Source organism: Pseudomonas karstica, assembly GCF_009707515.1.
Lineage (GTDB): Bacteria > Pseudomonadota > Gammaproteobacteria > Pseudomonadales > Pseudomonadaceae > Aquipseudomonas > Aquipseudomonas karstica.
This window is the reverse complement of record NZ_WLYI01000008.1, coordinates 43474-64886: the sequence shown is the minus strand read 5'-3', so window position 1 is coordinate 64886 and position 21413 is coordinate 43474. Positions and strand designations below refer to the sequence as shown.

The following is a 21413-nucleotide window of genomic DNA, read 5'->3' as shown; positions in this document are numbered from 1 at the left end:
ACTCAAAATAAAAACGCCCCGGCGAGCCGAGGCGTTGCGTTGCGATACAAAGCTAATCAGCGGCTGGCGAAGTACATGGTGACTTCAAAGCCGATACGCAGATCAGTGTAAGCAGGTTTGGACCAGGTCATGGGAATTATCCTGTGGGTGAGTGGGACGTTTATTACTAGCTATACATATAGTCCATCTCCAGCGGGAGATGTTCAGATGCTTAGGCAGCTATGTTACTCAATTTTTCACCGACCTTGCTTCGGCTTCTTGAAGAAAGCTCGTTGCAGGGTTGGTAATGATCATCCCACCGGCAGCCAAGGCTGGCCAGGGCAAGGTCCGCTGGCCAGGCAACGCCAGCCACCGTCGGCTTGATTCAGTTGTTTGATGGCGTGCAATAAGTCTTCTTGCGTGCGGCTCCGGATGAAACTCTGTAACTGACCCAGATAATCCGACGGATGGCCGGCCAGTTGAGCCTGCCACAGCAATTCGGTGGCCTGGGCGGTCGGCAACGACTCTGGAGAAAACTGGTTCGCCAGGGTGAGTGTTTCCTGTTCGTCATATCCATCGATCAGCGTCGGGAGGCGTTGAAGAAATGCCCGGAGATGACTGAGTATTTCCTCCAATGACGCGCTGGGGGACTGCACGCCAAACAGTAGGCCGGTTTGCCCGTTGATTTGTCGGACACCGCTGAATACGGCGTAACCCAATTGCAGTTCGACCCGCAGACGCTGATAGAACGGTGCTTGCCCGAGGTGCGCGAGCAGTCGCCAGGCGGCTTCGTCGGCCAGGGATTGCGTTGGAGCTGGGCAGAACAGCAGCAAGGCCGCTTCGCTGGAATTAGTTTCGACCGAATGCCAGCGATACTGAACCTTGGTCGATGCCGGTTTATCGAGGCTGTGTGTGGGCTGGCCCGGTAAGCGCCCCGCCAGGCTTTTGATCGCCATCTCGCAGGCAGCGGGCAGGCCGGCTGCAAGCCCGTCCCAGCGTGCGGTTGACCAGGTATCTTGCAGGTCCGCAAGACTTGCGGCGGGTAATGCGGTGGCAGGATGGCTGTCGGCACAAGAGGCCGGTAATAACGCGAGCAGTTGGCGGATCGCGATCAGCGGCTCGGCAGTTGGCAGCGTTGCTTGCCAGGCGTGTTGATCTGGATGGGTCAGGCTGCGCGATAGTTGTTCCAACACCGCAGGTATGGGGTCGTACAGGCCGCTCATTTTCAGCACCCAGTCATTTCCCGCCGTCTCAAAGAACAGGTTGACACCCGCTTGGCTAGCATCGTCGCGCAGTGTCTGCAGCCTGCTTTCCAGGCGTGGGAAAAGGTCAGTGCGTGGCGTTGAATCCATGCGCCAGCGCAGGTACAGGGCACCTTCACCGGTGTCGTCCGGCAAGGCCGGACTGAAGGTCAATGCCGACAGATCCTTTCGCCCGCGTGAGCGATCCTGGGCAAAGGTACGCAAACCGCGATGAGCGCTGGTCTGGCCACGAATCAGCCCGGCCCGTTCTTCCCTGGGGGCTGGGCGCAGGAATGGATTATTCGGCGGCAGTTGCCAAGTGTGCCCGGCGGGCTCCAGGTGCAGTGAGCCCAGCCAGGTTTTGAGGGCGGCGGCGTTGTGTTCGGACAGTTGCGGCTCCAGACCTTCGCTATCGTGTCTGGCCAACGCCAGGGCACCTTGAATCTGTTGTTGGCGAGCGATCAACAGGGCGAACTCTTCCTGCAGTGAGGTCCAGTCGCCGTGTGCGAAAAAGCTCAGCCAGTCGTGTAAAAGTACTTCGATTTGCGTCGTCGGTTCGCATTGCGTGCCGAGGGTAAAGTCGATATCCAGCACCGCCTGCCCATCAAAGTGGTAGAGCACGCTCGCCTGCAGTGCGGTGGCGAGTTGTCGCGTCTTCAATTCGGCGAGCAGCCCTCCGGGTGCCGAAGCGTTGAGCCAGGTGCAGAGAAAGTCCAGCGCCTCGCGGGGTGCGTCGCAGGTGATGACGTGGTGCAGGTGGCCTTTGTCGGTGTGTTGATAACGCCGTTCATGTCCGGTCATCAATGCCGGTGGAGCCTCTTGTGGGAACAGAGCTCCTGACGTCAGCTTCTCACTGAATCGCTGCGCCAGTGCTTCCAGCTCTTCCAGGGGCTGCGGGCCGGCAAGGTTCAAGGTCATTTGCCCGCTCTGATAGAAACGTTCGTAGTAATCCCGTAATGCTTGCTGAAAGGACTCACGCTCTACCGGCAGGCTGTCGCGGTTACCCGCGTGAAAAGCCCTTAATGGATGAGCGGCTGCCAGACCTTCCAGCAGCGCTACCTGTTGCTGCGCCGTGGCATCCTGGGACCAGGCGACAAACTCCGCGTGCAACACTTCGCGTTCACGCAACTGATCTTCCAGCGTCAGGCGCGGATGAGCCAACATGTCCGCAAGACGCTCCAGCGCATCACCAAAGGTCGAAGCAGGCAGTTCAAAGAAGAAGTCGGTGGTGCGCTCGCGGGTGCTGGCGTTGACCTGGCCTCCGTGACGCTGCACATAGGCCATCAGCCCTTCGCCTGTGGGAAAACGCTCGGTACCGAGAAACAACAGGTGCTCAAGGAAGTGCGCCAGCCCCGGCCAGGCCATCGGCACGTCATGGCTGCCGGCGGCCATCCGCAAGACAGCGGCGCAGCGCTTTAAACGCGGCGCATGGCGCAAGGAAACCCGCAGGCCGTTGGCCAGGGTCATTTGAAGGTGATGAGGGTGGGCCGGCGCAGGCATGGGCACTTCCGAAACGTAGGAAGTGCCTATGCTAGCGCAAAGCCGGCCTGTCAGGGCTTGTGCAGCGTGCTGTACAGCTCGGGGCGACGGTCTTGCAGGTAGTGATTGGTGGCGCGGGCGTCGATCATCGTTTGCCGATCCAGGGTGCCGACGATCAAGGCTTCGTCGAGGCCGGCCCGGGCGATCCGCTGGCCATCCGGTGCGGCGATGCTACTTTGCCCGCAGTACTGAATCTCACCCTCCTGCCCACAGTAATTGGCATAGGCGACGTAGCACTGGTTCTCGAACGCCCGGGCCCGAACGGTAACGTCGGCGACAAAGTCGAACGGCACCATATTGGCGGTGGGTACCAGGATCAGTTCGGCACCGGCCAGGGCCAGGCGCCGGGTGTTTTCCGGGAACTCCAGGTCGTAGCAGATCAAAAAACCCAACTTCCAGCCGTTCAACTCAACCAGCGGGAAATCATCCGTTCCGGCACTGAACATCGAATGATCAAGGTCGCCAAACAGGTGCGTCTTGCGGTAGTTGCACAGGCGCTGGCCATTGGCGTCGATTAGCTGCACGGCGTTGTAGATCTGCCCGTCCTCGGCCCGCTCCGGGTAGCCATACAGGATCGCCAGCTTCGCGCTGTGTGCCAGTTCGGCGATGGCTTGCGCCGACGGCCCATCCTGCGCTTCGGCCAGGGCGCCAACGGCTTCGGTACCGATGTTGTAACCGGTGAGGAACATCTCCGGCAGCACCAGCACATCAACGCCGGACGCCTCATGCGCCAGTTGGTGCAGGCGCTTGAGGTTACCGGCGACATCCAACGGCAGCGGCGGGCATTGGTACAGGGCGACACGCATGGTGTAACTCCTTATTCGGCCAGGGCAATCGGCCCGATCTCGTCGAACACGTCGCCCGGGCCTGGGTTCTGTGGATGAGTGCTGCCGCCGAAGTGGGTCATGATGCCCCATACCGCGTTCAACGAGGTTTGCACCGCGCCTTCCACCCACGCTGGGGTCCATGAAACGTCGTCTCCGGCGATAAAAATCCCGCGTTGCTCGGCGGGCATGTCCTTCTGCATGAAATGCGCGTACATCCGCTGGTTGTAGCGATAATGGCCCGGCAACGCGCCTTTGAACGCCCCGAGGAAATGCGGGTCGGCTTCCCAGGAGACGGTGATCGGGTCGCCGATGATCCGCGCGGCAATGTCGACTTTCGGGTAGATTTTCTTCAGGGCATCGAGGGCCAGCTTCACCCGTTTGTCGATAGGCTGGGGCAACATCTTCAAGGCATCGCTCATCCAGGAGTAGGACAGGCAAATCACGCCTGGCTGGTCATCGCCATTGTCAAAAAGATAAGTGCCACGGGTCAGCCGGTCGGTGAGAGTCATGCTCATCAGGTCGCGGCCGGTTTGCGGGTCCTTGTCTTTCCAGAATGGCCGGTCGACCATGACGAAGGTTTTCGACGACTGCATGTAGCGGGTACGGTCGAGGGCCATCCACATTTTTTGCGAGAACAGGGTTTCGTCGCACTCGATCTGGGTGGTCAGCAACCAGCTCTGGCAGGTGGTCAGCACCGCTGCGTATTCCCGGGTGTCGCCGTAGTTATCAGTCACGGCGAAGCGGCCATCCACCGCGTGGGCAATACGTTTGACCCCGGCGCGGGGCGCGCCGTTGTGCAGGGAACTGAGGCTGGTCCCTTGTGGCCAGTGCGCGCAGCGCTCCGGCACATGACGCCAGATGCCCATGGGCACTTGTGCGACGCCACCCACCACCAGGTGCTGGTGATCGTCGCAGTTGGTCATCACCACGCGGAAGATTTCCAGCATCGAATTGGGGAAGTCCGAATCCCAGCCGCCGGTGCCAAACCCCACCTGGCCGAACACTTCCCGATGATGGAACGACAACCTGGCGAAGGCTTCGGAGGTGGCCACGAAGTCGTAGAAGGTGCGGTCATCCCACAGCGGCACCAGAGTGTTCCATAGTTGTTTCAGGCGTGGCACATCGCGGTCGCGGATGGCTTGCTGGATATCGCTGAACTGCGAGCCCGCCTCCAGGGCATCGGCCCAGGCGTCGGCCACTTCCTGGAATAGCGCAGGCAGGTCGGAGAGTTTTTGTGCGTAATGGGTCTGGCCTTCCAGGTCAATGACCGTGCTGCCGGACGCTGGCGTCAATGGATTGGGGAAGGGCTTGGTCTCAAGGCCGAGCTTGTCCACATAGTGGTAGAAGGCCGTGGAGGACACCGGGAAGCGCATTCCGCCCAGCTCCGCGATGATGCCTTCGGCGCCTTCGAAGGCCTGGGAGCGCAGGCGGCCACCCATTTTCGAGGCTTCATACACCACTGGCTTCAGGCCCAGCTTCATCAGTTCGTAGGCGGCTACCAGCCCGGCGATCCCGGCACCGATGATCGCCACTTCAGCGCCATGGTTGGCGGTGGGGACGCTGCCCAGGCCGGCGGGGTGTTCGATCCAGTCATCAAAGGCGAACGGAAAGTCCGGGCCGAAGATGGTGATGGGTTTTTTACCGTCTGCAGGGTGTCGATTGTTTTTGTATGGCGTGTTCATGGCTGACCTTGCTGGCAACTCGGCGGGGCACGACCTGCTGAGTATAGGAAAAGATGGCAGCCATTCTAGGGAGCGTAGCGCTCGTTAATAAGACTCAATGTGTCGTCGTATTGGCTTGTTTTTAGTCAGAGTGACGAGAGTCATGCTCAAATTGGTTGCCCACGGTCCAATTTGTTACTGAGGATGATTGAAGTAGTGGTCTTTTCCACACCGTCGACACTGCCGATCTGGTCCAGCAGTTGATCAAGCTGTTCCGGTGAGTCGGTGCGCAACCAGGCCACATAATCAAATTCGCCGCTGACCGCACAAAGCTGCTGGACCTGCGCCATGGCACTCAGCCGTCGCAGCACTTCCTTGCCGGAGCGCGGTTGTACGGTGATCCCGACGTAGGCTTGCAAGCCGCCATCTACCACCCGTTGGCTCAGGCGCACGCCATAGCCGGTAATCACTTGGGTTTTTTCCAGGCGCGCCAAGCGCGAAGTGACTGTGGTGCGGGCGATACCCAATTGTCGAGCGAGCATGGCCACGCTCTCCCGGGCGTTGATCTGCAACGCGGCGATCAACTGGCGATCGATTTCATCGAGGATGGGAGGGCGGTGGCTGGGCAAGTTATTCTCCGGCGAGGACGGCAATGGGAAGCATGTTACAGGGGGGTGTCAGTTGGCGTCTGCCAGCAGGCAGCGGGCAAACAATTGCGGTACGGGCAGATGGCGTTGGCCATAGCGGCTCAGTAGGACGATTTCTCGGTAAAAGGTCAGGTTGCCCAAAGGGATTATTCGTACCTTGGGTGAGCGCTCCAGCCATAGGCCCGCCTGAGGAATCAGCGAAATGCCAAGGCCGCACTCGACCATCTTGACGATGGCTTCCAGTTCATCGAGCTCCAACGCCACCTGTACCTCCAGCCGGCGGTCGCGCAGAAAGCGACTGACCAGCCGCCCACCAAATGACGCACGGTCGTAGCGCACATGAGGGTGAGTCGAGAGCAGATGTAATGGCTCATCACCTTCAACGTCCTGGGGCACGATCAGCACAAACGGCTCTTTGCGCAGCACCTGAATATGCAGTTCCTTGGGCAGGTCAAAGGGCGGCCGAATGATGATCGCCGAATCGAGTTCGCCTGCGTCTACCTGGCTGAGCAGCTCCAGGGAAACCCCCGGCACCAACTTGCACTCCACTGTCGGCGCGGCCCGGCGCAAGCGCACCAGGGCTTGGGGCAGCAGGCCGGTCTGGGCGGTGCTGATGGCGCCGACTTTCAGTTCACCCCGGTATTCGTTGGCGTCCACCGGTACCGCCATGCGATTGAAGGTCTCCAGAATTTCCCGTGCCAGTGGCAGCGCCCGGATACCTGCCGTATTGAGGATGGCTTGGCGTCCGGTGCGGTCGAACAATTGGACGCCGAGCACCTGCTCCAACTGGCGAATCTGTGCGCTGACGGCAGATTGCGTCAGCCCGATGTGCATGCCCGCTGCGGCGAAGGTGCCATGACGGGTAACGGCGATGAAGGTTTTCAATTCCCGCAGCATCGGCTTCTCGATTAATCAAAATAATTTGAGCTCGGCGCAAAAACTATCGTCTTTTCATCGCCAAATGCAAGGCTAGACTCATGCAGACTTAATGCCCACAGAGGTTTGACCTGATGACCCTTGCACCTTTTCACTTGGCAATCCCGGTATACGACTTGGCCGCTGCGCGGTTGTTCTACGGTGAGGCTTTTGGCCTGGAGGAGGGGCGTTCCAGCGAGCATTGGGTCGACTTCAACTTCTTCGGCCATCAGTTGGTGATCCACGAGCACCCGAAAACTGCCTCCCAAGCAGCCGCCCACACCAATGCCGTAGACGGCCATGACGTGCCTGTGCCGCATTTTGGCGTGGTGCTTGGCTGGGAGGACTGGCATGCCTTGGCGGAGCGTTTGCACGCGCGTGGTACACGGTTTGTGTTGGAGCCGCATATTCGCTTCAAGGGCCAGGTGGGTGAGCAAGCGACATTGTTCTTGTTTGATCCCTGCGGCAATGCCTTGGAGTTCAAGGCGTTCAGGGATATTGGGCAATTGTTTGCCAAGTGAGGGGGCGATCATGAAGCACCTCGACGCCACCCATATTGCCGAGGCGGTACGCTCTGGGGTCACGACACCTGCGATGGTCGCTGAGCATTTTATTGCGCAGATCAAGCGCCACGAGCGAGACATCCAGGCATTTGTATCCTTTGATCCCCAGGCGGTACGCCAGCAAATCAGCCGCATTGATGGGGCGTTGGCAGGTGTCCCCGTGGGCATCAAGGACATCTTCGATACGGTCGACCATCCGACCGAATTCTATTCGCCGATTTACCAGGGTAATCGTCCGTCCCGCGATGCTCATGTGGTGGCGCTGCTGCGCCAGGCCGGGGCGGTAATCATGGGCAAGACCCACACCACCGAGTTTGCCTACATGCACACCGGGCCGACCCGCAACCCACACGACCTGTCCTGCACCCCCGGCAGCTCCAGCGCTGGCTCTGCGGCGGGCATGGCGTCTGGTTTCTTCCCGTTGGCGCTGGGTACCCAGACGGCGGGCTCACTGCTAAAACCTGCCGCCTATTGCGGCTTGTATGCCTTTAAACCGTCGCTGGGGCTGGTCTCCCTGGAAGGCGTTAAACCCCTGGCTCCGAGTTTCGACACTGTGGGTTGGTACGGACGCTCGATACGCGACCTTGGGCTATTGGCCAGGGTGCTGATCCCAGGCTTACCCGTGGTGGGGCCGTTGGGGCGCCCATTGAACCTCGGGTTTTGTCGAACATCCCGTTGGGATGATGTCGACCCCAGCGTGGCGCAAACCATTGAACAGGCCATCGCCCAACTGATCGCCAGGGGGCATCACCTCAGCGAAGTGACCCTGCCCGAGGCCTTCGCCGTTGTGTTTGACGATCACCAACTGATCAACGATTGCGAGGGCGCCCGTTCGTTGACCAAGGAGTTCCAGGCTCATCCCGAACGGCTCAGTGCGTCGACGTTAGCAATGATTGAGCGCGCTGGTGCCACCACTTGGGAACAGGAGTCAGCGGCCAAGGCTCGCCTGACAAAGCTGGCGCCACTGCTGACGCAGATAGTTCAGCCGTTTGATGGCATGTTGAGTGTCAGCTGCGGCATGGTTGCACCGACAGGTCTGGCATCGACCGGACCTTCGGACTTCATCAAATTCTGGGGCGCGTTTGGCTGGCCACAGATGAATATCCCGTTGCGGCGCGAAGAGGGAGAATTGCCGGTGGGGCTGCAGTTGGTTGGAGTATTCAGGGGGGATGCTGGGTTATTGAGCGTCGCCCAAGAGCTGGCTGACTCACTGGAGAACTGACGGGCGAAAAGCCTTAACGCATAAACCGTCCCTCGCTGTTTCGGTAGAATCGTCATGCAACATGCATGTTGCACAGAGAATTATTTTGTATCAAGTACGATGCAAACTCCCCCCTTCGACTTGTTCATAATTCGCCAATCCAAGGACGTGGCACAACGCCATATCCAGGAATCCTCCAAGGGAGTGGGTTGGTGTCAAAAAAGATCGTCGACGATAAAAGCAAAGTCAGATTCGATGTGGACGTTGTTTATTGCATATCGCTAAAGGAGCGCTCAGATAGGCGCGCATTGTTCCGAAATACCGTGCAATGCCTAATTGAAAACCCTGTAATTTTTCATATCGTAGAACGGCACACGGACCCGGTACGTGGGTGTTACGAATCTCATCAAGCGCTGGCCCGACGAGCATTGGAGAGTGGCGCTAACCGCGTCTTGATCTTTGAAGATGATGTAAAGCCCTATGAACTGAGAACTTCGCGGGTATGGTTCATCAATCGGTTTATCCGTACCCACAAGTTTGAGGTGTTGCACCTGGGATACAGCATGGGCCGGACCTGGCTTACATGGTTCCCTCATATTGCCCGAGGACGAGTTGTGGCACTGCATGCCTACATTCTTTCCCAGGAAGGTTGCCGGCGACTGATCGAAACCCCTTACGACAGCACGCCGGTGGATGTGGTGTTCAAAAAGAAGATACGCCAGCACTGTGTTTTCCCCATGATGTTCCGACAACACGCCGCCTCGGAAACCGGCAGCGATATCGAAACAGTGGTGAAGAATGAGGATGACTGGTGGCAGCGGAACTGGGATAAGCACCGTATTTCGCCGATCAAAAACTTCTGGCGGACGTTGTTCAGGCTGAATTTCTAACACTTTGTCAGGGAGTGATCAGCTTCATCTTCAGCCCTGAACACCTGGCCGAGGTATCAATTTGAACCCTCTGGTAATGCGGGCTGGACACTTCTGAGGTTTTGAAAGAGTCAGGGCCCTCAAAAACTTAACCGCCAGATACACGAAAGCCGCGCAGTGCGCGGCTTTGAGTATGGTGGGCCCAGTAGGACTCGAACCTACGACCAAGGGATTATGAGTCCCCTGCTCTAACCAACTGAGCTATAGGCCCTCAGTAGGTCGCGGATTATAGCGATGGTTGCTCCGCTGTGCTATCCGAAAAATCCGAAAGGGCCATGTGAAGAACGGTGGCGGCGCAGAGGTCAGGAGGGTAGAGGTATTTCGAGGGCGGTGAGGCGGGGCGGTTTTAATCTGCACAAAGCAAAACCCCCAGGCCTTGGCCTGGGGGTTTTGTGATTACTCGTCGAGGAAGGAGCGCAAATGCTCGCTTCTCGTCGGGTGGCGCAGCTTGCGTAGCGCCTTGGCTTCGATCTGGCGGATCCGCTCACGGGTCACGTCAAACTGTTTACCGACTTCCTCAAGGGTGTGGTCGGTATTCATGTCGATGCCGAAGCGCATGCGCAGTACCTTGGCTTCACGTGCAGTGAGGCCGGAGAGTACGTCGCGAGTCGCTTCTTTCAGGCTCTCAACGGTAGCGACATCGATTGGCGACTGCATGGTCGAGTCTTCGATGAAGTCACCCAAGTGGGAGTCTTCGTCATCACCGATCGGGGTTTCCATGGAGATCGGCTCTTTAGCGATCTTCAATACCTTGCGGATTTTATCCTCAGGCATTTCCATGCGTTCGCCCAGCTCTTCCGGGGTCGGTTCGCGACCCATTTCCTGCAACATCTGCCGGGAAATACGGTTGAGCTTGTTGATCGTCTCGATCATGTGCACCGGAATACGGATGGTGCGGGCCTGGTCGGCGATCGAGCGGGTAATCGCCTGACGAATCCACCAGGTGGCATAAGTCGAGAACTTGTAGCCGCGACGGTATTCGAACTTGTCCACCGCTTTCATCAAGCCGATGTTGCCTTCCTGGATCAGATCGAGGAATTGCAGGCCACGGTTGGTGTACTTCTTGGCGATGGAGATCACCAGACGCAAGTTCGCTTCAACCATCTCTTTCTTCGCGCGGCGGGCCTTGGCCTCACCGATCGACATGCGACGGTTGATGTCCTTGATTTCGGCAATCGTCAGACCGGTTTCGGCCTGCAGTGCAGTCAGCTTCTGCTGGCAACGAATGATATCCGGCTGCAGGCGACCAATGGCTTCAGCATATTTGCTTTTGCCTTTGGCCAGTGCATCGGTCCAGCTTTCATCAACTTCATTGCCTGGGAACTGGCGCAGGAAATCGGTACGCGGCATGCGCGCATCACGAACACAGAGCTGCATGATGGCACGCTCTTGTGCACGCAGACGCTCAAGAGCGCTACGAACCCGCTCAACCAGGCCTTCGAATTGCTTCGGCACCAGCTTGATCGGCATGAAGAGTTCAGCCAGGGCCAGCAGTTCGGCGATTGCCTGCTTGCTGCCGCGACCATGCTTCTTCAGGATCTTGCGAGCCACTTCCATCTGATCGGAAACAGCGCCAAAACGCTGTGCCGCGATGACTGGATCTGGACCGCTTTCGACTTCATCTTCGTCATCGCTGCTGGCTTCAGCATCGTCATCGTCGGTATCGTCGTCCGCTTTTGCGGCTTTCGGATCGACAGGTGGCGGAACTTCAGCGGCAGGCGGCGCAATACCGTCGTCCGGGTCGATATAACCGCTCAGGACGTCGGACAGGCGACCACCTTCGGTGGTGACGCGAGTGTACTCGGACAGAATATGGTCAACCGTGCCTGGGAAGTGCGCAATTGCGCCCATCACTTCACGGATGCCTTCTTCGATACGTTTGGCGATTTCGATTTCGCCTTCCCGTGTCAGCAGCTCTACCGTACCCATTTCGCGCATATACATGCGCACAGGGTCAGTTGTGCGGCCGATGTCGGTTTCCACCGCTGCCAACGCGGCAGCGGCTTCTTCAGCGGCTGCCTCGTCGGTATCGGCGTCGGCCAACATAAGGGCGTCCGCATCCGGAGCACTCTCGTGTACGGGGATCCCCATGTCATTAATCATGCGGATGATGTCTTCCACCTGCTCTGGATCTGAAATATCCTCAGGCAGGTGATCGTTGACCTCTGCGTAAGTCAGATACTTCTGCTCACGACCAAGGGTGATCAACTCTTTGATACGAGACTGCTGTTGCGCTTTTCCGGACATAACACCCTATCCACTGAAGGTCTTGGCGGGCAAAAAACAAGCCGAGGATTATACCCGAGCTATGACCTCACGCGCCAGCTGAGGTCGGGTTTGATGCGGAAACATTCTGTTTTAAGAGGTCGCGCATCTGTTTTGCTATCTGAATTTGCTCTTCAGCCGTCAATCCTGGCTGCTTTGCTTTCTTGATAAGTTCGTCGAGGGTCTGCGTATGTTGACCCGCAGATAACCTAGTAATGGTGTCTAAAAACTGTTGTTCAAGGTTATCACCGTCAATTAGCCACTCCTTTTCTGCCAGTGCTTTCAAAAGGCGTCCTTGCTCCGTTCCGTGCCAGCGGGCCATCAGCTGGATAGAGTTTAGCTTAGGATTTTTCTGTACGGCCCCAATCAGGGCGATTAGCACCTGTGCGTAGGTATTGCTTTCGTTGGCAAAATGATCCGCGCTCTCAACCTTGCCCGCCAATTGCGGGTGGTGGATGAGGGTGCGCAGGGCAATAAGCGTCGGAGCCTCTACTGCAACCGGTGTGCGTGGGGCGTAGGCTTCATCGCGATCACCGCGTTTGGCGTTTTTGCTCCACGGCTTCTTGTCCCATTTCTTGCCGCCAGCGCCCGGTTTCTTTGGCGTCCAATCCTGCTGGGGTGCGTACGCATCCTGGGGCTGGTGGTAGTCGGAGTAGTCCGGCATGGCGTCATAATCGATGCCTGGGTCGTAGGCCGGCGGCGCTTCCTGGGGAGAGCTGTGCACCAGCTGGCTGACCGCTTCACCACTCAATCCGGTGATTTCCAGTAGACGCTTGCGCATCAGGGTACGCAGGTTGGCCCCTGGAACCTTGTCGATCAGCGGTGCCGCCAGGGTGGCCATGTGGGCCTTGCCCTCCAGCGAGCGCGGATCGGCTTCCTCGGTCAATTGCTGGAAAAAATAATCAGCCAGCGGTTGTGCGTGCTGATGGATGCGCGCGCGAAATGCATCAGTACCTTCGGAGCGGACCAAGGTGTCCGGGTCCTCGCCTTCGGGCAGAAACAGGAAGCGTGCGCGACGACCATCCTGCAGGCTCGACAGCGTAGCCTCAAGGGCGCGCCAGGCGGCATTACGTCCAGCCTGGTCGCCGTCGAAACAGAACAAGACGCTGGGTACAACCCGAAACAGCCGCTTCAAATGCTCTTCGCTGGTAGCGGTGCCGAGGGTGGCTACTGCGTTGCGCAAACCTTGCTGGGCGAGGGCGATAACGTCCATATAGCCTTCAACCACGATTATTTCATCGAGATTGCGATTGTTTTTGCGCGCTTCAAATAAGCCGTAGAGTTCCTGGCCCTTATGAAACACCGGGGTTTCCGGTGAGTTCAGGTATTTGGGTTTGTCATCCCCCAGCACTCGACCGCCGAAGGCAATGATTCGGCCGCGACTGTCACGGATTGGGAACATTACCCGATCACGGAAGCGGTCATAGCGTTTGCCGGTCTCGGCATTTTCCACCAGCAGGCCGGCGTCGATCATGGCTTTTTGCTGCAGGGTGTCGCTGCTCAGGTGCTTGTAGAGGTTGTCCCAGCCCGGTGGCGCGAACCCAAGGCCGAAGTCGCGGGCGATTTCGCCGGTCAGGCCGCGCCCCTTGAGGTAATTGACGGCCGCCTTGCGCTGCGGATGGCTTTTCAGTGCCTGGCGATAGAAGTCGGCGGCAGCGGTAAGCAATGGGTACAGCGGCGAATCGGTGGGTTGCCGAGGTTTGTGCGGTCGGCCACTTTCTTCGCGAGGAATTTCCATGCCGGCGGCTTTCGCCAGTTCCTCGATGGCCTGGGGGAAGTCCAGGTTGTCGTGGTCCATGATGAAGCCGAGGGCATTGCCGCCAGCGCCGCAGCCGAAGCAGTAATAGAACTGCTTGTCGGGGCTGACACTGAACGACGGAGTCTTTTCTTTATGGAACGGGCAGCAGGCGGTGTAGTTCTTGCCGGCCTTTTTCATTTGCAGGCGCGAGCTGACGACATCGACGATGTCGGTGCGGTTCAGAAGGTCGTCAATAAAGCTCTGGGGAATTAGCCCGGCCATGGCGTTCTCGTCATCACTGCGCGTAAATTGGGCCCGGCGCGGCGGTCGAAGTGCGCAAGGCGCGCTTATCGGGCGGCTCGATCATCAATCGTCTGCTTGGGCTGTCGGGAAGTGTATCTGTCGAGCATTCACTGACGTTAGTTCCAATCAGTCTTCGACGTATTTGAAAGTATCGCCCTGGCGTCCGGTTTCGGCCAATACGGGCCTCGGACGCTCATTTGTGGGCACAGTCGACCTTGTGATCGCCTGTTCAAAGAATAAGTGTGCTCGTCAGTAGCCTTGTTAGGCTCGTCAGAAGAGACGTGCACCGCTGGCAAAAGAGCCAGGTCTGACGTGTGAAGCGGTTTGTCTGGGTCGCGTGTGCGGCTTTGACAGTTGAAGCATCAAGCGATATCCGCAAATGCCAACAGCCCGGCTGAGGGCCGGGCTTGGCAGAAGCTTGCTACGAACGTCTGTGTATTAGTACAGACGAACGGCGCGGCGCTGCTCGCGCTGAACTTTCTTGGCGTGACGCTTAACAGCGGCTGCTGCTTTACGCTTACGCTCAGAAGTTGGCTTCTCGTAAAATTCGCGGCTACGAACTTCAGCCAGAACACCGGCTTTTTCGCAGGAGCGCTTGAAACGACGCAGAGCTACGTCGAAGGGTTCGTTCTCTTTTACTTTGACGGCTGGCATCCAGAGCTACCTTCTTTCATTACCGGGATCAACGTTCTCGTCGCAAACAATTCACGGCTGAGGTCGTCGGTTTTTAAGGGTTGCGGATGTTAACCCCTCATCGTCCGGAATGCAAAGCCTCTGATCGAAAACCGCTGGTAGGGGGCGGGAGTGGCGACTATTATGCGCGCCTTCGAATTCAGCCTCTACAAGGCGCAAACCCATGCTAGTACTGGGATTAGAAACCTCTTGCGACGAAACCGGTGTCGCACTTTACGACAGTGAACGCGGGCTGTTGGCCGATGCACTGTTCAGCCAGATCGACCTGCACCGTGCCTATGGCGGCGTGGTGCCTGAGCTGGCCAGCCGTGATCACGTCAAACGGATGTTGCCATTGATTCGCCAGGTATTGGACGAGGCCGGCTGTGTGCCGACCGAGATTGACGCCATTGCCTACACCGCTGGCCCTGGGTTGGTCGGAGCCCTGCTGGTTGGGGCTTCCTGCGCCCAGGCGCTGGCTTTTGCCTGGGGCATTCCGGCCCTGGGTGTGCACCATATGGAGGGCCATTTACTGGCGCCGATGTTGGAAGAAAACCCGCCAGGGTTCCCGTTCGTCGCTTTGTTGGTGTCGGGGGGGCATACGCAGTTGGTTCAGGTCGACGGAATCGGTCAGTACACCCTTCTGGGTGAAACCCTGGACGATGCCGCAGGTGAAGCATTCGACAAGACCGCGAAGATGATGGGCCTCAATTATCCGGGAGGTCCGGAAATCGCGCGCCTGGCGGAGAAAGGGGTTGCAGGGCGTTTCGTGTTCCCGCGTCCTATGTGTGATCGGCCGGGCCTGATGTTCAGTTTCAGTGGCTTGAAAACCTTCGCCCTCAATACCTGGCAGCAGAGCGTCAATGCCGGGGACGACAGTGAGCAAGCCCGTTGCGACATCTCGCTGGCGTTCCAGCAGGCCGTGGTGGAGACTTTGACCATCAAATGCAAGCGAGCCCTGAAACAGGCGGGCATGAAGCGTCTGGTAATTGCCGGGGGGGTCAGCGCCAACAAGGCGTTGCGCACTTCGTTGGAGAAAATGCTGGGTGATATGCAGGGCGATGTATTTTATGCGCGCCCTGAGTTCTGCACCGATAACGGCGCGATGATCGCCTTTGCCGGTTGCCAGCGTTTGCAGGCCGGGCAGCAGGAAGGCCTGGCAATCAGTGTGCAGGCACGCTGGCCGATGGAGCAGTTGCCGCCATTGTAGTGGGGGTGAATATGCCCCGGTTTCAGCGGGCGCATTTAAAAATGTCGTTCGCGCCCGGCAAACAGGTCGCGTAAATTGCCGCGGTGTCGCCAGACGATCAGCAGTGTCAGCACGCTCATCGGCACCAGCGCCGCCGGTTCCTGCCAAGCCAGTAATGGCAGGGTCAGTGGCGTGGCGATCAAGGCGGCCAGGGAACTGGTGCGGGTCAGGGAGAACGTCAGCAGCCAGGCGATGATGGCCAGCAGTGCTGCGGGGGGGTAGATTCCCAACAGCATGCCAGCGGCCGTGGCGACGCCCTTGCCGCCGCGAAAACGAAAGTAAAGCGGAAACAGATGGCCGAGGACTGCGCAGACACCGATCCAGGCCTGTTGTTGCAGGGAAAGGCCCGCGAGACTGGCGATCAGTACCGGCAACAGGCCTTTGCAGGCATCGCCGAACAGCGTGAGTACGGCAAGCTTCTTGCCAGCCAGGCGCAACATGTTGGTGGCACCGGCATTGCCTGAGCCACTCATTCGCGGATCGGGGTTTCCCGTCAGGCGGCTGAGCAAAATGGCGAAGGACAGAGAGCCGAGCAGGTAGGCGAGAGTCGCCAGTAACCAAAACATGCTAACTATTCCGGGCGAGGACGCCCTGATTCTAACGGGGCATTGCGCCCTTGTCGTGCTGCGGAGAAGAGTGCTTGGACAGAGTGTTTATCGAAGGCCTGGAAGTCGACACCGTGATCGGGGCCTACGACTGGGAGCGCGGGATCCGGCAATGCCTGCGCCTGGACCTGAGCTTCGCCTGGGACAACCGTCCGGCCGCGGCCGGTGACGATCTGACCCTGGCGTTGGACTACGCCTGTGTTTGCGCGCGCATCCAGGCATTTGCCGAGCAGGCACAGTTCCAACTGGTGGAGACCTTTGCCGAGCGCCTGGCCGAAGTGCTGATGAGTGAATTCCAGGTTCCCTGGCTGCACCTCAAGCTGACCAAGCCTGGTGCGGTCCCGGCCGCCAAAGGCGTGGGCGTGGAGATTGAGCGCGGATGTCGCTGACTCAGGTTTATCTCGGTCTTGGCAGCAACATCGAGCGCGAGACCCATTTGTGCGCCGGCCTTGATGCGCTGGCGGGCTTTTTGACGGATGTGCGTTGTTCGGCGGTGTTCGAGAGCCAGCCGGTGGGGATCAAGAGCGGACCGTTCTTCAACCTGGTTGTGTCGGCGTATACCGATTTGCCGCTGATGGAGTTGGACCGCCGGCTTAAATTCATCGAGGCCGACAATGGCCGTTATGCACCGGATCGCAAGGGTTTGCCGCTGGATATCGACGTGCTGTTGTATGGCGAACTGGTGGGTAACTTCGATGGCCTGGTATTGCCTCGGGCCGAGATCCTGAAAAATGCCTTTGTGCTCTGGCCGTTGTCGTTGATGGCACCGGATCGGACACACCCTGAAGCGGGCAAGACGTTCGCCGCGTTGTGGCGGGACGCGCAAATCGACCAGGTATTGGCCCCAGTCGCGTTTGAATGGCGTGACCAACAATTGACACCGGATATGCTCTCGTAAGGGCGAGGCGGCCCTTGGCTCCTACAGGGCGTGTTGTTCCTTGTAGGCTTTCAGCGCCTTGAGCCGCTCGCGCTTGAGTGCCTCTCCCAGCTCGGGGCCCTTGAATCCCTGCTCCAGCAACGGCGCGACCGCCACGCCTCGTGCCGCCAGTGCCGCCCCGCGTAAATAATCTGCTTGTGGATAACTTCTTTGCTCAAGCCCTTTGCGGCCCCGGGCGTCCATTTCGCAGGCCACCACAAATTCTTCAAAACGTTGCGGGCGCCGGTAGATGTCAAAACTTTGCAGCAACTCCAGCAAAGTCGAGGGTTTCAGCTCCAGGGCCCGGTGGCCATGGGTATGATATTCACCCACCAGCAGTGCCAGTTCCTGGCAATCCCTTGGCACCTTGAAGCGCTCATTGACCGCCTTGATCAGCCGTAAACCTCTGTGTTCGTGGGCAATATGCTGCGGTAACTTATCCACAGGTGTCAGGCCTTTGCCCAGATCGTGCAGCAGGCAGGCCCAGCGTACCGTCAAGGGTTGGGCGTGCCGAGCGGCCTGCTCCAATACGCTCAAGGTGTGCACGCCGGTATCGATCTCGGGGTGATGGGCTGCGGGTTGCGGCACACCAAACAGGGCATCAACTTCTGGCATCAGGGTGTTCAGTGCGCCACAGTCTCGCAGCACCTGGATAAATACCTGAGGCTGATCTTCCATTAATGCTCGGGAAATTTCCTTCCAACTGCGTTCCGGCGTCAAAGCTTCCAGCTCGCCGGATTCACTGAGTTGGCGCATCAATTCCAGTGTCTCGGGCGCCACGCTAAAGCCAAGGCTCGCGTAACGGGCGGCGAAGCGGGCAACACGCAAAACTCGGAGGGGATCTTCGGCGAATGCGAGGGAAACATGACGCAGAAGGCGGGCTTCCAGGTCGCGCTGGCCGTGATAGGGGTCGGTCAAGTTGCCATCGTCATCCTCGGCCATGGCGTTGATGGTCAGGTCGCGGCGGATCAGGTCTTCTTCGAGCGTGACATCCGGGCTGGCATGAAAGACAAAGCCACCATAACCACGACCGCTTTTGCGCTCGGTACGGGCGAGGGCGTATTCCTCGCCTGTCTTGGGATGCAGGAATACCGGAAAGTCAGCACCTACCGGGCGAAAGCCCTGGGCGAGCATTTCTTCGGTGGTCGCGCCGACGACGACGCGATCGATATCGGTAACGGGAATACCCAGCAGGCGGTCACGCACCGCGCCGCCGACTTTATAGATTTGCATGAAAAAGCCTCCAATAGCGGCACAGGATAACGCCTGCGCCTCGCCAATGGAGGCTTTGCCGTTTCAGAGATGAACCACGGACAGGTCCAGGCGGCCGTAATCGTTGTCGTTGTGTTCGCCACGGGGCGGCACATGCTGGGTTTTCATGATCTGGTCGCCTTGCAGCGTTTCCAGGTGGATGTCGAAGCCCCACAGCCTGTGCAAGTGTTTGAGGACCTCGTCCGTGGAGTCTCCCAGGGGTTTGCGGTCGTGTTGCTGGTGGCGCAAGGTCAGCGAGCGATCCCCGCGTACATCAATGCTATAGATCTGCACGTTGGGCTCGCGATTACCCAGGTTGTACTGCGCGGCGAGGGTTTCGCGGATGGTGCGGTAGCCAGGTTCATCATGAATGGCCGGCACCAGCAGGTCGTCCTTGAGGTCGTCATCCATGATGCTGAACAGCTTGAGGTCGCGAATCACCTGGGGTGACAGGTACTGCAGGATGAAACTCTCGTCCTTGAAGCTGCTCATGGCGAACTTGATGGTCGACAGCCAGTCGCTGCCGGCGATGTCCGGAAACCAGCGGCGGTCCTCATCGGTGGGGTGTTCGCACATGCGGCGAATGTCCCTGTACATGGCAAATCCCAGGGCGTAGGGGTTGATGCCGTTGTAATAGGGGCTGTCGAAACCGGGTTGAAAGACCACGCTGGTATGGGAGGTGAGGAACTCCATCATGAAGCCGTCGGTGACCAGCCCTTCGTCGTAAAGGTCGTTCATCAGCGTGTAGTGCCAGAACGTCGCCCAACCTTCGTTCATCACCTGGGTCTGGCGTTGTGGATAAAAGTACTGGGCGATCTTGCGCACGATCCGCACGATTTCCCGCTGCCACGGCTCTAGCAACGGCGCGTGTTTTTCGATGAAGTACAGGATGTTTTCCTGGGGTTCGACGGGGAAGCGTGCATTGTCCTTGTCGCTGTTTTTATCGGCGCGTTTGGGGATCGTGCGCCACAGGTCGTTGATCTGCTTTTGCAGATGTTCTTCACGCTCTGTCTGGCGCAGCCGTTCTTCTTCAGCCGAAATCGGATAAGGACGCTTGTAACGGTCGACCCCGTAATTCATCAGGGCATGGCAGGAGTCCAGCAGGTCTTCCACTGCATCGATGCCATGGCGTTCCTCGCATTGCATGATGTACTGCTTGGCAAACACCAGGTAGTCGATGATTGAACTGGCGTCGGTCCAGGTGCGGAACAGGTAGTTGCCCTTGAAAAAACTGTTATGTCCGTAGCAGGCATGAGCCACCACCAGCGCCTGCATGCAGATGGTGTTTTCCTCCATCAGGTAGGCAATGCACGGGTCGGAATTGATGACGATTTCGTAGGCCAGGCCCATCTGGCCCCGGCTATAGGACTTTTCAGTGCTCAGGAAATGTTTGCCGTAGGACCAGTGGTGGTAACCCAGGGGCATACCTACCGAGGCGTAGGCGTCCATCATTTGTTCGGCGGTGATCACCTCGATCTGGTTGGGGTAGGTATCCAGGGCATATCCGGCCGCGATGCGGCTTATTTCCCGGTCATAGGCCTGGATCAATTCGAAGGTCCATTCGGACCCCGTGGAAATGGGTTGGCGCTTATGCTCTTTGGCGGTCATGTCACTAACCTGCGCTGGAAGAGTTCACGGAAGACCGGGTAAATATCGCCGGCCGAGACCAGTTGCTGCTGGGCGAAGGTGTCAGCGAAGGTTTCGCCGATCTGCTCGTATTCGAACCACAGGGCTTGGTGCTCGCGGGGGGTGATTTCCACATAAGTGTAGTACTGCACGAATGGCATGATCTGGTTGATCAGGATGTCGCGGCAGATCGGTGAGTCGTCGTTCCAGTTGTCACCGTCGGAGGCCTGGGCGGCGTAGATATTCCATTCGTTGGCTGGATAGCGTTCGGCCATGATCTCCTGCATCAGTTTCAAGGCGCTGGAAACAATGGTGCCGCCGGTCTCCCGTGAGTAGAAGAACTCTTCTTCGTCGACTTCCCGGGCGCTGGTGTGGTGGCGAATAAATACCACGTCAATCTTGTCGTAGTTACGCTTGAGAAACAGGTACAGCAGGATGAAGAAGCGCTTGGCGATGTCCTTGGTGGCCTGGGTCATTGAGCCGGACACATCCATCAGGCAGAACATCACCGCTTTGGAGCTGGGATTGGGTTGCTTGACCAGCAGGTTGTACTTCAAATCGAAGGTATCGAGGAACGGCACCCGATGAATCCTCGCACTGAGCTTGGTTATTTGCGCCTCGAGTTCTTGAATATCGCCGAAATTATCCGGTTCTTCACGCTTAAGGCGCTCCAGTTCAGCCTTGGCTTCCCTCAATTTGGCACGGCTGCTGCCGGACAAGGCGATGCGCCGGGCATGGGCCGAGCGCAAGGTGCGGATGATGTTGATCCGTGACGGATTGCCCTCGTTGCTGATCCCGGCGCGTACAGTCTTGAAGGTATCGGTGCCGGTCAGGTTGCGTTTGACCAGGTTGGGCAGTTCCAGGTCCTCGAACATGAACTCGAGGAATTCTTCCTGCGTGATCTGGAAGACGAACTCGTCCATGCCTTCGCCGGAGTTGCCGGCCTTGCCAGGCCCTTTGCCGCCAGCACCGCCCTGGGGGCGCTGGATATGTTCGCCGCTGGTGAATTCCTTGTTTCCTGGGTGAACGACAGTCTGTTTGCCGCCCTGGCCATGGTGCAGCACCGGCTCATCGATGTCCCGTCCGGGAATGCTGATCTGTTCGCCGTGTTCCATGTCAGTAATGGAACGGCGGCTGACAGCCTCTTCGACAGCCTTTTTGATGTGGTCACGGTAACGCCGCAGGAAACGCTGGCGGTTTACCGTGCTCTTGTTCTTGCCATTGAGACGTCGGTCGATCACATAGCTCATGGGGCCCCTCCGGGGAGCTTCAAGTCGTAAGCTGCA

At 58.4% G+C, this 21413-nt stretch carries 19 protein-coding genes and 1 tRNA gene; 6 read left to right on the top strand and 14 right to left on the bottom strand.

The annotated features are described in order from the left end of the window. Nucleotides 1-56 precede the first annotated feature (56 nt). The 6 genes from pqqA to GIR22_RS07870 all read right to left on the bottom strand — a co-directional run bounded on the left by pqqA (nucleotide 57) and on the right by GIR22_RS07870 (nucleotide 6791). A complete protein-coding gene (gene pqqA / locus GIR22_RS07895) occupies nucleotides 57-131 on the bottom strand; it encodes a pyrroloquinoline quinone precursor peptide PqqA (RefSeq protein WP_003194766.1) in 75 nt (24 codons plus the stop codon). 159 nt (nucleotides 132-290) lie between these two features. Beyond that, complete coding sequence (gene pqqF, locus GIR22_RS07890; protein WP_154742793.1) at nucleotides 291-2720, bottom strand: pyrroloquinoline quinone biosynthesis protein PqqF; 2430 nt, start codon at nucleotides 2718-2720, stop codon at nucleotides 291-293. 50 nt (nucleotides 2721-2770) lie between these two features. Next, nucleotides 2771-3565 (bottom strand): carbon-nitrogen hydrolase family protein, encoded by a 795-nt coding sequence (locus GIR22_RS07885; protein WP_154742792.1) that lies wholly within the window; start codon nucleotides 3563-3565, stop codon nucleotides 2771-2773. A gap of 11 nt (nucleotides 3566-3576) precedes the next feature. Then, nucleotides 3577-5268 (bottom strand): flavin monoamine oxidase family protein, encoded by a 1692-nt coding sequence (locus tag GIR22_RS07880; protein WP_154742791.1) that lies wholly within the window; start codon nucleotides 5266-5268, stop codon nucleotides 3577-3579. A 146-nt stretch (nucleotides 5269-5414) separates the two neighbouring features. After that, nucleotides 5415-5876 carry an Lrp/AsnC family transcriptional regulator gene (locus GIR22_RS07875; RefSeq protein WP_154742790.1) on the bottom strand — a complete coding sequence of 154 codons (462 nt, stop codon included), beginning with the start codon at nucleotides 5874-5876 and terminating at the stop codon, nucleotides 5415-5417. A gap of 48 nt (nucleotides 5877-5924) precedes the next feature. Next, nucleotides 5925-6791, bottom strand: coding sequence for a LysR family transcriptional regulator (locus tag GIR22_RS07870; protein WP_154742789.1), 867 nt, complete (start codon nucleotides 6789-6791; stop codon nucleotides 5925-5927). 113 nt (nucleotides 6792-6904) lie between these two features. Here GIR22_RS07870 and GIR22_RS07865 point away from each other — a divergent pair, with 113 nt between their 5' ends. The 3 genes from GIR22_RS07865 to GIR22_RS07855 all read left to right on the top strand — a co-directional run bounded on the left by GIR22_RS07865 (nucleotide 6905) and on the right by GIR22_RS07855 (nucleotide 9463). Beyond that, a complete protein-coding gene (locus GIR22_RS07865; protein WP_154742788.1) occupies nucleotides 6905-7330 on the top strand; it encodes a VOC family protein in 426 nt (141 codons plus the stop codon). A gap of 10 nt (nucleotides 7331-7340) precedes the next feature. Beyond that, nucleotides 7341-8594 (top strand): amidase, encoded by a 1254-nt coding sequence (locus GIR22_RS07860; RefSeq protein ID WP_154742787.1) that lies wholly within the window; start codon nucleotides 7341-7343, stop codon nucleotides 8592-8594. Nucleotides 8595-8785: 191 nt separating this feature from the next. Further along, nucleotides 8786-9463, top strand: a complete 678-nt coding sequence (locus tag GIR22_RS07855) for a hypothetical protein (protein ID WP_343039639.1) — start codon at nucleotides 8786-8788, stop codon at nucleotides 9461-9463. Nucleotides 9464-9636: 173 nt separating this feature from the next. On the opposite strand, the gene GIR22_RS07850 is transcribed toward GIR22_RS07855, so the two are convergent. The 4 genes from GIR22_RS07850 to rpsU form a co-directional block, all read right to left on the bottom strand. Beyond that, nucleotides 9637-9713: transfer RNA gene (locus GIR22_RS07850), tRNA-Ile, on the bottom strand. A 185-nt stretch (nucleotides 9714-9898) separates the two neighbouring features. Further along, nucleotides 9899-11749, bottom strand: a complete 1851-nt coding sequence (rpoD, locus tag GIR22_RS07845; RefSeq protein WP_154742786.1) for an RNA polymerase sigma factor RpoD — start codon at nucleotides 11747-11749, stop codon at nucleotides 9899-9901. Between the two features lie 67 nt (nucleotides 11750-11816). Further along, nucleotides 11817-13787: a DNA primase gene (gene dnaG / locus GIR22_RS07840; protein ID WP_154742785.1), complete on the bottom strand. Its 1971-nt coding sequence runs from the start codon at nucleotides 13785-13787 to the stop codon at nucleotides 11817-11819. A gap of 459 nt (nucleotides 13788-14246) precedes the next feature. Beyond that, the gene (gene rpsU, locus GIR22_RS07835) at nucleotides 14247-14462 is read right to left on the bottom strand and encodes a 30S ribosomal protein S21 (protein WP_002551877.1); all 216 of its coding nucleotides are present in this window, start codon (nucleotides 14460-14462) and stop codon (nucleotides 14247-14249) included. A gap of 202 nt (nucleotides 14463-14664) precedes the next feature. Here rpsU and tsaD point away from each other — a divergent pair, with 202 nt between their 5' ends. Beyond that, nucleotides 14665-15690, top strand: a complete 1026-nt coding sequence (tsaD, locus tag GIR22_RS07830) for a tRNA (adenosine(37)-N6)-threonylcarbamoyltransferase complex transferase subunit TsaD (RefSeq protein ID WP_154742784.1) — start codon at nucleotides 14665-14667, stop codon at nucleotides 15688-15690. 35 nt (nucleotides 15691-15725) lie between these two features. On the opposite strand, the gene plsY is transcribed toward tsaD, so the two are convergent. Then, nucleotides 15726-16295 (bottom strand): glycerol-3-phosphate 1-O-acyltransferase PlsY, encoded by a 570-nt coding sequence (plsY, locus tag GIR22_RS07825; RefSeq protein ID WP_154742783.1) that lies wholly within the window; start codon nucleotides 16293-16295, stop codon nucleotides 15726-15728. A gap of 74 nt (nucleotides 16296-16369) precedes the next feature. Here plsY and folB point away from each other — a divergent pair, with 74 nt between their 5' ends. Beyond that, nucleotides 16370-16723: a dihydroneopterin aldolase gene (folB, locus tag GIR22_RS07820; RefSeq protein WP_154742782.1), complete on the top strand. Its 354-nt coding sequence runs from the start codon at nucleotides 16370-16372 to the stop codon at nucleotides 16721-16723. After that, a complete protein-coding gene (gene folK / locus GIR22_RS07815; protein WP_154742781.1) occupies nucleotides 16714-17232 on the top strand; it encodes a 2-amino-4-hydroxy-6-hydroxymethyldihydropteridine diphosphokinase in 519 nt (172 codons plus the stop codon). The genes folB and folK overlap by 10 nt, the downstream gene beginning before the upstream one ends. Nucleotides 17233-17253: 21 nt before the next feature. On the opposite strand, the gene GIR22_RS07810 is transcribed toward folK, so the two are convergent. The 3 genes from GIR22_RS07810 to GIR22_RS07800 form a co-directional block, all read right to left on the bottom strand. Then, nucleotides 17254-18483, bottom strand: a complete 1230-nt coding sequence (locus tag GIR22_RS07810; RefSeq protein WP_154742780.1) for a multifunctional CCA addition/repair protein — start codon at nucleotides 18481-18483, stop codon at nucleotides 17254-17256. A gap of 63 nt (nucleotides 18484-18546) precedes the next feature. Next, nucleotides 18547-20109, bottom strand: coding sequence for a SpoVR family protein (locus GIR22_RS07805; RefSeq protein ID WP_154742779.1), 1563 nt, complete (start codon nucleotides 20107-20109; stop codon nucleotides 18547-18549). Next, on the bottom strand, nucleotides 20106-21377 hold the full coding sequence (locus tag GIR22_RS07800; protein ID WP_154742778.1) for a YeaH/YhbH family protein: 1272 nt from the start codon (nucleotides 21375-21377) through the stop codon (nucleotides 20106-20108). Before GIR22_RS07800 ends, GIR22_RS07805 begins: the two co-directional genes overlap by 4 nt. Between the last annotated feature and the right edge of the window lie 36 nt (nucleotides 21378-21413).

What these genes read in the sequence shown, in the direction of transcription:
- pqqF (WP_154742793.1), bottom strand. Translation starts at nt 2,720, where the DNA reads ATGCCTGCGCCGGCCCACCCTCATCACCTTCAAATGACCCTGGCCAAC.
- GIR22_RS07885 (WP_154742792.1), bottom strand. Translation starts at nt 3,565, where the DNA reads ATGCGTGTCGCCCTGTACCAATGCCCGCCGCTGCCGTTGGATGTCGCC.
- GIR22_RS07880 (WP_154742791.1), bottom strand. Translation starts at nt 5,268, where the DNA reads ATGAACACGCCATACAAAAACAATCGACACCCTGCAGACGGTAAAAAA.
- GIR22_RS07870 (WP_154742789.1), bottom strand. Translation starts at nt 6,791, where the DNA reads ATGCTGCGGGAATTGAAAACCTTCATCGCCGTTACCCGTCATGGCACC.
- GIR22_RS07865 (WP_154742788.1), top strand. Translation starts at nt 6,905, where the DNA reads ATGACCCTTGCACCTTTTCACTTGGCAATCCCGGTATACGACTTGGCC.
- GIR22_RS07860 (WP_154742787.1), top strand. Translation starts at nt 7,341, where the DNA reads ATGAAGCACCTCGACGCCACCCATATTGCCGAGGCGGTACGCTCTGGG.
- rpoD (WP_154742786.1), bottom strand. Translation starts at nt 11,749, where the DNA reads ATGTCCGGAAAAGCGCAACAGCAGTCTCGTATCAAAGAGTTGATCACC.
- dnaG (WP_154742785.1), bottom strand. Translation starts at nt 13,787, where the DNA reads ATGGCCGGGCTAATTCCCCAGAGCTTTATTGACGACCTTCTGAACCGC.
- rpsU (WP_002551877.1), bottom strand. Translation starts at nt 14,462, where the DNA reads ATGCCAGCCGTCAAAGTAAAAGAGAACGAACCCTTCGACGTAGCTCTG.
- tsaD (WP_154742784.1), top strand. Translation starts at nt 14,665, where the DNA reads ATGCTAGTACTGGGATTAGAAACCTCTTGCGACGAAACCGGTGTCGCA.
- plsY (WP_154742783.1), bottom strand. Translation starts at nt 16,295, where the DNA reads ATGTTTTGGTTACTGGCGACTCTCGCCTACCTGCTCGGCTCTCTGTCC.
- folK (WP_154742781.1), top strand. Translation starts at nt 16,714, where the DNA reads ATGTCGCTGACTCAGGTTTATCTCGGTCTTGGCAGCAACATCGAGCGC.
- GIR22_RS07810 (WP_154742780.1), bottom strand. Translation starts at nt 18,483, where the DNA reads ATGCAAATCTATAAAGTCGGCGGCGCGGTGCGTGACCGCCTGCTGGGT.
- GIR22_RS07805 (WP_154742779.1), bottom strand. Translation starts at nt 20,109, where the DNA reads ATGACCGCCAAAGAGCATAAGCGCCAACCCATTTCCACGGGGTCCGAA.
- GIR22_RS07800 (WP_154742778.1), bottom strand. Translation starts at nt 21,377, where the DNA reads ATGAGCTATGTGATCGACCGACGTCTCAATGGCAAGAACAAGAGCACG.